Below are 12806 nucleotides of genomic sequence, written 5' to 3'. Positions count from 1 at the left end.
ATTAAACCTGACCGGAGGTGAGACCATGCTGAGCCAGATCAAAACTGCCTTTACCCGTTCACAATCCACGATTTTGCAGGATGCAGCGGGCGCGGTTTCACTGGTTGTGATGCTGGTGGTTGCCCTTCACCTGCCAACCGGGTTCTAAGCCTTTCTGCCTGCGATCTCGTGCCGATCACACCGCGCTTGTCTCCCCGTCATAGTCAAGGGTGACCTGCCTGTCCCATTTCCCTTGAAGGGGCCTGCCTCGGCCCCGTGCGGTGATCCGGACCCTACATGAGAAACGCATGACTTGCCGCCGCCCTTTCCGCCCGGAAGGTGCGGCGGTTCTTTTTACAGCTGTCCGGTTTTGATGATTTCGATCGTGGCGGATAGAACTGAATTTACGGCGACAGATGCAAGGATCATCCCCATCACGCGGCTGATGATCGCCGCGCCGGAATGCCCGATCAACCGGATGATCGGCTCGGCCAGCAGCATCAGCATAAACGCTATGGCAATAACGACCAACATAACCAGTGCAGTGATGCTCTGATCGGCGACGCTGTATCGGTTGTTGTCCGTTAGAACCACTATCGCCAGCATCGCGCCCGGTGACGCAAGCGAAGGGACGGCCAAAGGGAATATGGCCGGATTGGTCTTGTGCATTTTGTCGTCCAAGTCTTCTTCGGCCTGGCGCTGCTCGATCACCTGTTTGCTTTCGCCAAAGATCATGGTCAGAGCGAAGAGAAACAGAATAATTCCGCCTGCAACCTGAAACGAGTTTAGGCCGATATCCAAAGCCTCGATCACAAGTTGCCCGAAAATCAGAAAGAACAGCAGAATGCCTGCGCTGACCAACGCGGCCAGTAAAGCGGTTTTACGACGCGCACCCGTCGCGATCCCAGCAGTGACAGCGATAAAGACGGGGATGGTGCCGATCGGGTCGATCACGACCCAGAGCGTCACAAAATGTTCCAGCAAATTGTTCACGTTAGCCCCCCAATCATTGGGGGCACCCTATACGGCTTTGTATGGAAAAGCCAATCAGGCGCAGTTGGCCTGTTCGGCCTGCTCCATCGCCTCGGCGGTCGCGTCAAGCGCCAGCAGGATTGACGCGTGGCGGTTCTTGTAGTCCCGCGCGGGCATCAGAACTTCGAGCCCGTTAAAGGGCGCCTCGGGGGCAGGGCCGTCTTTCTTCAGCATTGCGGAAAGCTGATCACGTGCAGTTTCGACCTGCGCCCGCGTCGCCCCGATCACGGCGCTGCCTACGACCGAAGCCGAGGCCTGCCCCAACGCACAGGCCTTGACGTCTTGCCCAAAGTCCACGATCCGCCCATCTTCGAGCTTGACGTCTACAGTCACGGTCGATCCACACAAAGGGGCTCGTTTCTTTACCGTCGCATCGGGATTATCCAAGCGATCCAGATGCGGAATATCCGCAGCTAGCGCCAAGATGCGTCCGGAATAGAGCTTGATCAGATCGGTTTCGCCGCTCATGGCTTTCCCTCGTTGTCCATTCCCCATACATAATGGCGGGATTCTGGGATGCAAAAGGTTTTTGCGATGGCTGACGCAGTCTTGTTCGATCCGTCGACACTGAAATTCAACGAGGCGGGTTTGATCCCCGCGATCGCACAGGACGAAGCGACGGGTGAGGTTCTGATGATGGCCTGGATGAATGCCCAATCCATCGAGCACACGTTGGAAACCGGACGGGTTACGTATTGGTCGCGGTCACGACAGGCGTTCTGGATCAAGGGCGAAAGCTCAGGCCACTTGCAGGCCCTGGTGGATCTTCGCGTCGATTGCGACAGGGATTGCCTGCTGGTCGTGGTGAACCAAACGGGGCCAGCCTGTCACACCAATCGGCGAAGTTGTTTCTACACGGCCGTCCGCGATGGGACCGAAGTCGAACTCATGAAGCCGATGGAATAGTGGGGCCTCTGATGGTGGTCAGGTCAAATGTCCACCATCTTTCTGATTTCAGCAGGAGATGCTCCTTGTTCGCGATAAAGCGAGATGGCGCGTGCGTCGTCACGTTTTGCGAGGCGTTTGCCGTTGTTGTCCCGGATCAGACGGTGATGATGATAAACAGGTGTCGGCAAACCAAGCAGCCCTTGTAAAAGGACATGTATCTGCGTGGCATCGAACAAATCCTCGCCCCGGATCACATGTGAGATGTTCTGATCCGCATCATCAACCACGACGGACAGGTGATACGAACTGCCCATATTGCGCCGAACGAGAATGATATCGCCAACCGCGTTCAGGAGGTTGTGCGCATCAAGCTCATGCGTTCCCAAATACTTCGCACCAGTTTCACAAAATCCACGAAGTTCGGATGCCTTGATTGCCTTGTGCATGTTCAGGCGCAGAACATCACCAGCTGAAGCATCCGACAAAGGGCGGTCGCGGCACGTGCCTGGATAGATGCGCCCGTCAGGTCCGAACTGGGGTACACCTTCCTGCGGAGCACCGGCCGCAGATTCGATATCGGCACGATTGCAGCTGCAAGGGTAGACCAGGCCCGTGTTTTTGAGAATCTCCAATGCCTCTCTGTATCGCGGCAGCCTGTCCGACTGGCGCATCACCGGGTGCGGCCAGCGCAGTCCAAGCCAGTGCAGGTCGTCGTAGATCTGGGTTTCCCAATGGGACCTGGATCGCGATTGATCAATATCTTCGATCCGTAAAAGAAATGATCCACCCGCAGCCCGTGCCTGATCAAACGCAAGAAGCGCGGAATAGGCATGCCCCAAATGCAGCGGACCTGTTGGCGATGGCGCAAAACGCGTTGTGAATGTCACGTTTTTTCAACAACATAAACGTCTGATTTCATGTCCATACCCGGTAGATGCGGACCGTATTCGCGGAATAACAGCCTTGCGTGACCCATGTCTAGCCAGTCGTTCAGCCGCCCGGTGTAAGTGCGGTCAGCCAAAGTGTGATCGTTGAAGGAAAACGCCAGATATCCGCCACGTGGCAGCGCGTTCATAAGTAGATCAAAGGTTTCAGGCGGCGCGGCACCAACGCCGATGACGCCAATGCACGTTATGGCTGAGTAAGCCTCGGCCTCAATGGGGTTGGGATCAGTAACTTCGAAGTTTATCAAGTTGCGATAAACCCCCTTGGCAGCGGCACCTTCCAGCATCTTTGGTGTTGGATCCATCCCATCGATGACACGAAAACCCGCCTTGCGAAGTGCTAAACCCGACAACCCGGTACCGCATCCGTAGTCCAGCACCGGCACATCAGCATCTGAGACAAAGGATTTCAATGCTGCCGCAACACGGTCCGGGGTGACATATCCGTGCTCACCGACTTCATCATCGTATGAGGCCGCCCATTTCTGGTAGTGATCGTGCGTTTCCTGGGCAGAATTCAGATTGTATGTGTCTTTCAGAAACTTATCGCTCATACCTTACATGTTAGGCGCAGGCTGGGGGCGACGTCCAGTCAACACTGCTTTACCCAATCGCTCCAGACTTCTTTTGCGCGATCGGTATAGGCCTTGTAGCGGTCCTTGCGGCCTCGGCGCCCCCCCTTCAGGCCGTCGACCGGACGAAACAGACCGAAATTCACGTTCATCGGCTGGAAGGTCTTGGCTTCGGCGCCGCCCGTGATGTGGTGGATCAATGCGCCCATCGCACTGTCTTGCGGTACGTCGGGAAGGGATCGGCCTAGTATTTCGGCAGCGGCCAAACGGCCTGCCAAAAGGCCCATCGCTGCGCTTTCCACATACCCTTCCACCCCCGTGATTTGCCCCGCAAAACGAATATTTGGCCTAGACTTGAGCCGCATCTGCGCGTCCAGCAAAGTCGGAGAGTTGATGAAAGTGTTGCGGTGAATGCCACCCAATCGCGCAAAGCTGGCATTTTCCAGACCCGGTATCATACGAAATACCTCGGTCTGCGCTCCGTATTTCATCTTGGTTTGAAAACCGACGATATTGAACAACGTGCCCAAGACATTGTCGCGCCGCAATTGGACGACGGCATAAGGTTTTACGTCCGGTTGATGCGGATTTGTCAGGCCAACAGGTTTCATCGGGCCATGGCGTAAAGTTTCACGACCGCGCTCGGCCATAACCTCGATCGGCAGACAACCGTCGAAATAACCAGCGGTCTCTCCCTCGTGGAATTCGGTCTTATCTGCAGCCAGCAGCGCATCAATGAAGGCTTCGTGCTGGTCACGATCCATCGGACAGTTGAGGTAAGCGGTGCGCTCTTCCTCAGTCTCGCCCTTGTCGTAGCGTGACTGCATCCAGGCTTTGCTCATATCAATGCTGTCTGCATAGACGATGGGGGCGATCGCGTCGAAAAAGGCCAGCGCCTCGGCACCAGTCTCTGCGCGAATGGCTTCCCCCAATGCGGGCGAGGTCAACGGCCCGGTTGCAAAGATCCACTTTCCGTCTTGGGGTAGACTGGTTACTTCTTCCGCTGAGACCGAGACCCGTGGATGGGCCTTCAGCTTGGCAGTTACGGCTTCGGCAAAAGGATCACGGTCAACCGCAAGCGCGCCACCCGCAGGCAGGCGATGGCTATCTGCGGTCGTCATGATCAACCCGTTTGCCGCGCGCATTTCCCAATGCAGCAAGCCGACTGCGTTCTGTTCATCATCATCCGATCGGAATGAGTTCGAACACACCATCTCGGCCAGATTGCCGGTCTGGTGTGCAAACGTGCCCACATTAGGACGCATTTCGTGGATCACAACATCCACGCCCATTTCCGCTGCCTGCCAGGCGGCCTCGGACCCGGCCATGCCGCCGCCCACGATATGCAATGTCTCTGTCATGTGCTGCCAAATAGGGCAGAGCAGCGCCATGCGCAATGCGCAGTAATCGCTTTAGTTCTGAGGGGGATTCTTGGGGTCGCCGCTGCGGGAATGTCAACGCCGGTGAGAGAAACCAGCTGGAGGGACCCTCCGCCCACGGCGACCCAAAAGTATGGTCAGGCCTTGGCCTTGACCCAGCTTTGCCACAGTGTCGCCCTTTTGAAAAGTGAAAAAATGCGAACAGTCGGCAAAAATGTATTAAATAATTGCGTTACTGGTGCCAATCAGGCGGGCGCTTTTCGATAAAGGCACTAATTCCTTCCTCAGTATTCCGGTCCATCATATTCTGTGCCATTACCTCGGCGGTATAATCGTACGCCTGATCAGTCCGCATTGTAATCTGTTGATAAAAAGCGGTTTTACCGACTTTCACCGCACTGCTGAGCTTGCCTGCCAACTTCTCGGCCAACGCATTGGTTTCATCTTCCAACAAGTTCTCGGGAACCGCTCGATTGATCAGACCTAGCTCAGCCGCGCGTTCGGCGGTGATAAAATCACCGGTCGTGAGCATTTCAAACGCCTGTTTCCGCGGTATATTCCGGCTGAGAGCCACCATCGGAGTGGAGCAGAACAAGCCGATATTGACACCATTTACGCCGAACCGTGTACCCTCGGCCGCGATTGCCAGGTCACAGGTTGCTACAAGCTGACACCCTGCGGCAGTGGCGATCCCGTGCGCTTGGGCGATCACGGGTTGGGGCAGGGACTGAATGGACATCATCATCTTGGCACATCGGTCGAACAGATCCTGAAAATAGGAAAGCCCACCATCGGGTGCCTGCCGCCCCTGGGTCATCTGTTTCAGATCGTGCCCCGCGCAAAACGCTTTCCCCGCACCGGAAAGAACAACAACACGAATCGACTTGTCTTCGCGCAGCGCATCGAACTCTGCCTGCAGGGCCGCCAGCATTTCATCGCTGAGGGCGTTCAACCGCTCAGGCGCGTTCATTCGAAGCCGTGCAATCGCACCTGTATCGTTACGTTCCAGAATTGCCATCTTGCCCTCCCGCTGGCGTTCAGGCCAACTCTAGGCGGGCAGAGCGACGAGGGGAAGCATGTCATTAGCAATGAATAAACAAGAATTGACGGAATACCTGGCGCAGGTGTTTCCACAGGTTCATAATGACTTTGTCGTCGAGGATCTGACTGAAGCCAACATCACCATGCGCCTGAGGGTCGAAGACCGTCACCTGCGCCCCGGAGGCACAGTATCTGGTCCATCCATGTTCGGGCTGGCCGATGTCAGTGTATATGCAATGGTTTTGGCGCGGAAAGGTCGGCAATCTCTGGCTGTCACGACCAACAGTTCTCTGGATTTCTTGCGCAAGCCCGAAGGCGGGGCGGACCTGATTGCTGAGTGTAGGTTGTTGAAATTAGGTCGAACACTAGCTGTCGGGGATGTGCTGATTTACTCGGAAGGCTCTGACAAGCCCGTCGCGCGGGCCAGCATGACCTATTCGCTTCCTCCAGAAGGCTCAGCCGCTGCTGCCTTTGGGTAAAAAGGGCCGGGGATAAACCCCGGCCAGGAAGAGGTCCCTTAGATGGGACTGGGGATAGTCTATTTCATCCAGAAATAGCGGCTGACTTCTGCATCTGCCCGATGGCGGGTCAGCCCGACATCGCGGAGCAGCCTGTCATCCAGCTTACCTAAGTTTACCCGGCTGCGGCGGCGTTGTTCCCATTGTGTGACCGACGCCGCAAACCGCACGGCCAGCGCGGCGATCAGCGGCAGCCGGGGGCTGTCGTTCAGCAGCAAGAGGGCGGGGTTGTGCATTGCGCGTGTCATCTTGGGTATCCTTTCATATTGTATTGACACAAAGTAAAAATATTCGGTACACTGCTTTGATACATTCAGCATTGTGTCGAAATCAAAGGAAGAATTGTAATGGATACAATTTGGCCAGAGGCGTTACCGAAATCCAAAGGTCCAAAATATACTCTGGTCGCTGACACGATCCGAAAAGCGATAGAAAACAAAACACTGGAGGTTGGAAAGAAACTGCCTCCGGTGCGTGAGTTAGCGTATCGATTAAAGATTACACCAGGCACTGTCGCGCGCGCCTATACGATCCTGACCGATGAAGGTTTGCTACAAGCCGAGGTCGGGCGTGGTACATTTGTAGCCCCGCCGAGATCGCCCATTCTGGATGATGTCTGGTCGCGGCAGCTACATCTGAGGGACGACAAATATGAATCCAATGTCAGCCTGTTCAGCCCACGCTTGCCGGATGTGGGGCAGGTGACATTAATCCGCGAATGCCTTGAAAAGGTTGCAAAAGGCGATCCGCGGATGTTTATGAACTATCCGACCCGAGATGCCTACCTACCCGTGCGCCAGGTTGTGGCCGACTGGTTGTCAGATCTTCCTCTGGGCTCAATTAATGCAGATGACATTGTACTGACACATGGTGGGCAAAGTGGCATTTGCGTTGTGTTCCAGACCGTTCTGAAAGATCCGAAACCCATCGTGTTGGTTGAGGACTTGTCTTATGCCGGGTTCAGACGGGCAGGTGAGTTGATGCGCGCCGAGGTTGTCGGGGTAAAAATGGACAAATGGGGCATAAGCCCCGAAGCGCTGGACCACATTCTCAGGCAAACGAAGGCGCAGGCGATCTGCGTCTCACCCGAAGTGCAGAACCCAACGGGCGGGCATTCACCGTTGGAGCGGCGCAAAGAAGTTGTCGAGATTGCGCGAAAGCATGAATTACAGATCATCGAAGACGATTGCTATCGCATGGGCGAGGCCCGCGCGCCCAGCTATCGTGCTTTGGCACCCGAACGGGGCTGGCATGTTTCGTCAATTTCGAAAACTCTCACACCAGCATTACGGGTAGGTTTCGCCATCGCACCGAAAGAGCAGAGCGTCGATCTGCGGCGTTCTGCAGAATACGGGTATTTCGGGCTCGCCCAGCCTTTGGCTGAGTTGACGCGGTTGCTGTTGGGACATCCAGAGGCGAGGCAACTTGCAAAAAACGTTCGCTCCAAGATGGGCGAATATGTACGTGTGGCGGTAAACGCCCTGGGTGGCTTCGATCTAAACTGGGATTCTGAGATTCCCTTCGTCTGGCTTCATCTGCCTTCCGGTTGGCGGTCTGCTGCGTTCAGCCGGGCGGCCGAGCGGGAAGGTATTCAGCTGCGATCGGCCGATGAATTCGCGCTGCGGGATGGTCGCGCGCCAAATGCCGTTCGTATAGCGGTGAATGGGCATGTCTCGCTTGAGAAGTTCGAAGACGCCATGCTGCGTCTGCGCGCATTGCTGGACAACCCGCCCGAGCAAATAAGCGTCTAGTACCTATTGCAATGGGGCAGGGTCGCCAAAAAAGCCCGCCAAATGTGCAATCTTGCCATCGACATCGAGACGAATGAAATCATGCCCGGTAACCATAATGGACCCATCGGAAGCAATCATATGCCAGGTGAAGTGGACCACATCATGGTGTGAATTCGGCTCACTGGTCAGCTCAACTCGGCCCTTTGTATCACTCAGAACCGCTCCGATATGGGCATTGAGTTGATCTCTGCCGGAAACTTCTGCAGTTGGATCGACGTAACGACCAGTTTGTGCAAAACACTGCTCAAGAAGGCTCAGTCGCCTTTCGGGATCGGTCGACTGCCATGCCGCACCATAGGCAGCGATAACCTGTTCCAATTCTTGCATAGCCACCTCCGACATTGGATGATCTTGGTTGAGTCTAGCTTAACTAAGCTACGCAAAATTGGATATGCCGAAGAAATTTTGGGGTAAAATAATACCTATTTTATAAGTTATTGTTATTGATAGATATATTATACTTTGCCTGTATTGACCTGCATAACTAGTAGGTCTAAACCCCCTCCATCGAATTCGGGCCGCTCCGCCAAGGGGCGGTCTTTCACATCAAACAGGACTATCCTGCCATGAAAACCTTTTCTGCAACACCTGCAGACATCGACAAGAAATGGATCCTGATCGACGCCGAGGGCGTTGTTCTGGGCCGTCTTGCCTCGATCGTCGCCATGCGCCTGCGTGGCAAGCACAAAGCGTCGTTCACACCCAATATGGACATGGGCGACAATGTCATCGTGATCAACGCTGACAAAATCCAGATGACCGGCAAGAAGCGCGAAGAGAACTTCTACTGGCACACTGGCCACCCGGGCGGCATCAAGTCGCGCACCAAGCAGCAGATCCTTGAGGGTGCACACCCCGAGCGCGTCGTGACCCAAGCGGTCAAGCGCATGCTGCCGGGCAACCGTCTGGCGCGTCAGCAGATGACCAACCTGCGCGTTTATGCTGGTGCCGAGCATCCTCATGAGGCGCAAGCGCCCGAAGTTCTGGACGTAAAGTCCATGAACAAGAAAAACACCCGGAGCTAATGACCGATGGCTGATCAGATCAATACTCTCGAAGAGCTGAGCGCCGTCGCAGGCGTTGAAACCGTGGCCGAAGAAGTTATCGTACGTGAACCCGTACGTGACGAGCTGGGTCGTTCCTACGCCACCGGCAAGCGTAAAGACGCTGTTGCCCGCGTCTGGATCAAGCCGGGTTCCGGCAAGGTCACCGTAAACGGCAAGGATCAGGACAAGTATTTTGCGCGTCCCGTTCTGCAGCTGATCCTGCGCCAGCCGTTCCAGGTTGCTGGTGTGGAAGGTGAGTTCGACGTTGTTGCAACCGTCAAAGGCGGTGGCCTGACCGGTCAGGCCGGTGCGGTCAAGCACGGCATCTCGAAAGCGCTGCAACTGTACGATCCCAACCTGCGTGGCGCTCTGAAAGCCGCTGGCTTCCTGACCCGCGACAGCCGCGTTGTGGAACGTAAGAAATACGGTAAGCGCAAAGCGCGTCGTTCGTTCCAGTTCTCGAAGCGTTAATCGCTACGGATACCGAATTGGAAAGGGCTCGCAACTGCGAGCCCTTTTTTCTTGGTCGGTTTATTCTTCGTAAACCAGTTTCCACGCACCATTTTCGACGACGCTGACAAATACAGTGTCAGCACCCTGATGGTCATCGGGCCCATATGTGATCTGGTTGCCGACCAACTCATCCATGTAATCCAGAGATTCCATCGCGGCAATGAAGCTATCATGCGTCAGATCAGGACCTGCAGCTTCAAGCGCTTTGACCATCATCTCGGCCGCTGAATAGCCCAGCATTGAAAATCCGACCGGGTCTTCGCCCGTAGCCTCTTTGTATTCAGCAATAAATGCTGCCGGGGCAGGCTCTTCGGCGCGCGCCCAGAGATCCAGCCACGAGGCCGCCGCATAGAAACCGTCGGTCACACCACCGGGCACCTGTGCGACCACGGTTAGGAAGCTGGCCGAGGTGCCGAGAAACTTCATGTCGGTCAGGCCCATTTTCTTGGCCGTTCCAACAACAGTGATTGCCTGACGCACGCCGAGCGCCATCGTGACGATGTCACAACCTTCTTCTTTAAGCTTGCTCAAGGACCCCACGAAATCCGTCTCGTCCGGTTTGTGGGTGGTCTCAGCGCCGAAAGTGATGCCAGCCTCTTCGGCTCCCGCTTTGCTGCCTTCCAGAATTTCCTCACCGAAATCAGTAGGCAGGTACATGGTGCAAACGGTTTGCGATCCAAATTCACCGTTCAGATACTTCACCCCAATCCGAGCTTGATCGTAATAGGTCGAGAATGAGGTGAACTTGTTCTTCATCGGCTCTTGCAGCATTTGCCGCGCGGCGGTCAAGGGGGCGACATTAGGAATACCTTTCGGGTCCAGAAGCTTGAACCCAGCAACATTCATCGGCGTACCCAGCGACTGCAACATCGCGAAAACCTTGTCGCGGTTCAGCAGCTTGTTATAGCCCTGCATCGCGCGTGGCATCTGATAGCCGTTATCCTCGACCACAAAGCGGATCTTGCGGCCATGCACGCCACCCTCGGCGTTGACGCGATCAAAGACCACATTTGCGCCTTTGGTGGCCGGAACGCCCACAGCAGCGAAGATGCCGCTGAGGTCGTTGACTGAGCCAATGACGATCTCGTCATCTGTCACGCCTTGTGTTTGCGCCCAGCAGATCGTGGCAGATGCAGTCAATGCCGTCGCTGCGGCAAGGCCCTTAAACAAGTGTTTCATACTTCTCCTCCCTGTTGGGTCGCCCCTTAACTAATTGTACATATCTTCAATGAGATGTGCGTGTTTCTTTTCCACCAGACCACGTTTGAGTTTCATAGTCGCCGTCAGCTCCTCATCTTCGGCAGTGAGCAACACGTCGATCAGCCGGAAATCCTTGATCTGTTCGACCCGCGCAAATTCCTTATTGACCGCTGCGATTTCCTCGCCGATCAGCTCCGTCACTTCGGAAGCAGCACAAAGGGAAGAAAAGTTCGAAAAGGGGATCTTGCGCTCTTGTGCGAATTTCTCGACATTTTCCTGATCGATCATGATTAGCGCCGTCAGATGCTTGCGCCGATCCCCGATGATCACCGCGTCCGAGATATACTGGCTGAACTTCAACCCGCTCTCGATCTCTGCGGGCGTGACGTTCTTACCGCCCGCAGTGATGATGATGTCCTTGAGGCGCCCTGTGATGGTAAGAAAACCTTCTTCGTCGATATGCCCCATATCCCCGGTGCGCAGCCAGCCGTCGCAGGTGAAGCTTTCGGCTGTTTTGGCATTGTTGCGCCAGTAGCCCTGAAAGACGTTGAGGCCTTTGACCTGAATTTCTCCGTCTTCCGAGATGCGCAGGTCGTTGCCAGGAACAGGTTTCCCAATGGTGCCGATCTTGTTGGCCTCAAGCGTGTTCAGCGCTGCTATGCCGGCGGTTTCAGTCATACCGAAGCCCTCGACAATGGGCACGCCAATTGCCCAATACCACCTGAGCAAATCGGGAGAGATCGGCGCTGCACCAGAGCCACCTCGGCGGAGACGATCTAAGCCCAGCATCCGGCGCAGGTTGCGCAGAACAAGCCGATCCCAAAGCCAGAACTGCATAGCGATCGGTGCTGGAACAGGTTTGCCTGCAAGGATAAATTCGGCGCGCGCCATTCCAGACTTGAGCGCCTGTGCAAAGGCGAAGCGTCCTGTGGGCGTTGCTTCCTTCGCCATGAACATGACCTGCGAGTAGATCTTCTCCCACACGCGCGGGACGGCAGTGAAGGTGGCGGGAGAGACCTCTTGCAGGTTGGAGAACACTGTCTCGGGGCTTTCAGCGAAATTCACAGTAGTCTTCATCGCAAGCGGGTAGTAGATCGACACGTCGCGTTCGAGGATATGACAGAGCGGCAGAAAGCATAGCTGTTCGTCGGTTGATTGGGAGGGCAGGGAATGCGCCCCTGCCTCTATCGCGGCCATGATGTTCTCATGGCTCAGCATGGCGCCTTTGGGATTACCGGTGGTACCTGACGTATATATGAGCAGGGCGGTGTCTTGTGACGTGGTTTCAGCGATTTCTGCTTCGAATGCGCCGGGTTCATCGACCTCAGCCTGCTGCCCCAGAGCATACAAGTCCTCGATCATCATGCAACGCGGATGATCCAGGTCGTGCAGGCCTTCATCCTCAAGGATAATGACCTTGAGCAGATCGGACAGATCCGCCTCGACTTCGAGGAACTTGTCCAACTGCTCTTCATCTTCAACGATCAGAAACCGGCTGCCACTGTCATTGATCAGGTATTTTAACTGGCTGGTCGAATCTGTGGTGTAGACGCCCGAAGCAATCCCTCCGACACACTGGATGCCCATGTCGAACCACGCCCATTCCTTGCGGTCTTCGGACAGGATCGAGACAACCTCGCCACGTTGCAGACCCAGCTTGCGCAGGGCCAGCCCGATCCATTTGGCGTGTTGCCAGTAGTCGGCCCATGAGTAGGATTTCCAGATGCCGAAGTCCTTCTCGCGATGCGCCGTACGCGGTCCCAGTTCGGCACAGCGTTTCTGGAATAACTCGCATATCGTGACACAGCCATCGACTCGCAGGGGTCTCTGACCTGGCGTAGCGTTGAACTGCACACCGTTGATACTGGTCTGAGGGGGCAGGGGGCTTGCGTCCATCCAGC

General features: G+C 55.5%; 15 protein-coding genes and 1 pseudogene. 6 read left to right on the top strand and 10 right to left on the bottom strand.

Annotated elements, in window-relative coordinates:
• Window positions 1–25: 25 nt before the first annotated feature.
• Window positions 26–148: a hypothetical protein gene (locus tag ACR0AH_RS03635; protein WP_255612104.1), complete on the top strand. Its 123-nt coding sequence runs from the start codon at window positions 26–28 to the stop codon at window positions 146–148.
• Between the two features lie 185 nt (window positions 149–333).
• On the opposite strand, the gene ACR0AH_RS03630 is transcribed toward ACR0AH_RS03635, so the two are convergent.
• Together ACR0AH_RS03630 and ACR0AH_RS03625 are read right to left on the bottom strand one after the other, a co-directional pair.
• Window positions 334–972 (bottom strand): MarC family protein, encoded by a 639-nt coding sequence (locus ACR0AH_RS03630; protein ID WP_480590415.1) that lies wholly within the window; start codon window positions 970–972, stop codon window positions 334–336.
• 54 nt (window positions 973–1026) lie between these two features.
• Window positions 1027–1479, bottom strand: a complete 453-nt coding sequence (locus tag ACR0AH_RS03625; RefSeq protein WP_170625929.1) for an iron-sulfur cluster assembly scaffold protein — start codon at window positions 1477–1479, stop codon at window positions 1027–1029.
• A 48-nt stretch (window positions 1480–1527) separates the two neighbouring features.
• On the opposite strand from ACR0AH_RS03625, the gene hisI reads away from it, so the two are divergent.
• Complete coding sequence (hisI, locus tag ACR0AH_RS03620; protein WP_480590413.1) at window positions 1528–1917, top strand: phosphoribosyl-AMP cyclohydrolase; 390 nt, start codon at window positions 1528–1530, stop codon at window positions 1915–1917.
• 23 nt (window positions 1918–1940) lie between these two features.
• Here hisI and gluQRS read toward each other — a convergent pair whose 3' ends face one another.
• From gluQRS to ACR0AH_RS03600, 4 genes and pseudogenes are all read right to left on the bottom strand, one after another.
• Window positions 1941–2786 (bottom strand): tRNA glutamyl-Q(34) synthetase GluQRS, encoded by an 846-nt coding sequence (gluQRS, locus tag ACR0AH_RS03615; RefSeq protein ID WP_480590410.1) that lies wholly within the window; start codon window positions 2784–2786, stop codon window positions 1941–1943.
• Window positions 2783–3397: a class I SAM-dependent methyltransferase gene (locus ACR0AH_RS03610; RefSeq protein WP_170595665.1), complete on the bottom strand. Its 615-nt coding sequence runs from the start codon at window positions 3395–3397 to the stop codon at window positions 2783–2785. The genes gluQRS and ACR0AH_RS03610 overlap by 4 nt, the downstream gene beginning before the upstream one ends.
• Window positions 3398–3435: 38 nt before the next feature.
• A complete protein-coding gene (gene trmFO, locus ACR0AH_RS03605) occupies window positions 3436–4776 on the bottom strand; it encodes a methylenetetrahydrofolate--tRNA-(uracil(54)-C(5))-methyltransferase (FADH(2)-oxidizing) TrmFO (protein ID WP_170732168.1) in 1341 nt (446 codons plus the stop codon).
• A gap of 250 nt (window positions 4777–5026) precedes the next feature.
• A pseudogene (locus tag ACR0AH_RS03600) lies at window positions 5027–5821 on the bottom strand (enoyl-CoA hydratase); the annotation flags it as partial.
• Window positions 5822–5870: 49 nt separating this feature from the next.
• Between ACR0AH_RS03600 and ACR0AH_RS03595 the strand changes: the two are divergent.
• Window positions 5871–6314, top strand: a complete 444-nt coding sequence (locus ACR0AH_RS03595) for a PaaI family thioesterase (RefSeq protein WP_480590406.1) — start codon at window positions 5871–5873, stop codon at window positions 6312–6314.
• Between the two features lie 59 nt (window positions 6315–6373).
• Here ACR0AH_RS03595 and ACR0AH_RS03590 read toward each other — a convergent pair whose 3' ends face one another.
• Window positions 6374–6601, bottom strand: coding sequence for a YjiS-like domain-containing protein (locus ACR0AH_RS03590; protein ID WP_170393113.1), 228 nt, complete (start codon window positions 6599–6601; stop codon window positions 6374–6376).
• Window positions 6602–6700: 99 nt separating this feature from the next.
• On the opposite strand from ACR0AH_RS03590, the gene ACR0AH_RS03585 reads away from it, so the two are divergent.
• The gene (locus tag ACR0AH_RS03585) at window positions 6701–8104 is read left to right on the top strand and encodes an aminotransferase-like domain-containing protein (RefSeq protein WP_480590403.1); all 1404 of its coding nucleotides are present in this window, start codon (window positions 6701–6703) and stop codon (window positions 8102–8104) included.
• A gap of 3 nt (window positions 8105–8107) precedes the next feature.
• Here ACR0AH_RS03585 and ACR0AH_RS03580 read toward each other — a convergent pair whose 3' ends face one another.
• Window positions 8108–8473: a nuclear transport factor 2 family protein gene (locus tag ACR0AH_RS03580; RefSeq protein ID WP_170732173.1), complete on the bottom strand. Its 366-nt coding sequence runs from the start codon at window positions 8471–8473 to the stop codon at window positions 8108–8110.
• Between the two features lie 239 nt (window positions 8474–8712).
• On the opposite strand from ACR0AH_RS03580, the gene rplM reads away from it, so the two are divergent.
• Window positions 8713–9171, top strand: coding sequence for a 50S ribosomal protein L13 (gene rplM / locus ACR0AH_RS03575; protein WP_039536983.1), 459 nt, complete (start codon window positions 8713–8715; stop codon window positions 9169–9171).
• A gap of 6 nt (window positions 9172–9177) precedes the next feature.
• Window positions 9178–9663, top strand: coding sequence for a 30S ribosomal protein S9 (gene rpsI / locus ACR0AH_RS03570; protein ID WP_010440030.1), 486 nt, complete (start codon window positions 9178–9180; stop codon window positions 9661–9663).
• Between the two features lie 60 nt (window positions 9664–9723).
• On the opposite strand, the gene ACR0AH_RS03565 is transcribed toward rpsI, so the two are convergent.
• Window positions 9724–10884, bottom strand: coding sequence for an ABC transporter substrate-binding protein (locus ACR0AH_RS03565; RefSeq protein ID WP_480590400.1), 1161 nt, complete (start codon window positions 10882–10884; stop codon window positions 9724–9726).
• A gap of 30 nt (window positions 10885–10914) precedes the next feature.
• Entirely contained in the window at window positions 10915–12801 is a 1887-nt protein-coding gene (locus ACR0AH_RS03560) for an AMP-dependent synthetase/ligase (RefSeq protein ID WP_480590397.1), read from the bottom strand.
• Between the last annotated feature and the right edge of the window lie 5 nt (window positions 12802–12806).

Source organism: Ruegeria sp. AM5 (genome assembly GCF_056540645.1).
The sequence above is the reverse complement of the archived record's forward strand: the minus strand, read 5'-3'. Positions and strand labels throughout refer to the sequence as shown.